This is a genomic window from Shewanella sp. MM_2022_3 (assembly GCF_022557375.1).
Lineage (GTDB): Bacteria > Pseudomonadota > Gammaproteobacteria > Enterobacterales > Shewanellaceae > Shewanella > Shewanella xiamenensis.
In genome coordinates this window covers 1-255 of sequence record NZ_JAKZGV010000135.1, presented here as the reverse complement: position 1 = coordinate 255, position 255 = coordinate 1, and the positions used below count along the sequence as shown (strand labels likewise).

The 255-nt window shown below is 51.0% G+C and carries 1 rRNA gene; it reads right to left on the bottom strand.

The annotated features are described in order from the left end of the window. A 23S ribosomal RNA gene (locus MMG82_RS21490) occupies positions 1-255 on the bottom strand; the annotation flags it as partial.

The window sequence follows — 255 nt, the reverse complement described above, 5'->3', positions numbered from 1 at the left end:
TCTTGCGATAACCCAATCAATTAACCTTCCGGCACCGGGCAGGCGTCACACCGTATACTTCCTCTTGCGAGTTTGCACAGTGCTGTGTTTTTGATAAACAGTTGCAGCCACCTGGTATCTGCGACTCCCGTCAGCTTAGAGAGCAAGTCTCATCACCAACAAGAGCGTACCTTCTCCCGAAGTTACGGTACCATTTTGCCTAGTTCCTTCAGCCGAGTTCTCTCAAGCGCCTTGGTATTCTCTACCCGACCACCT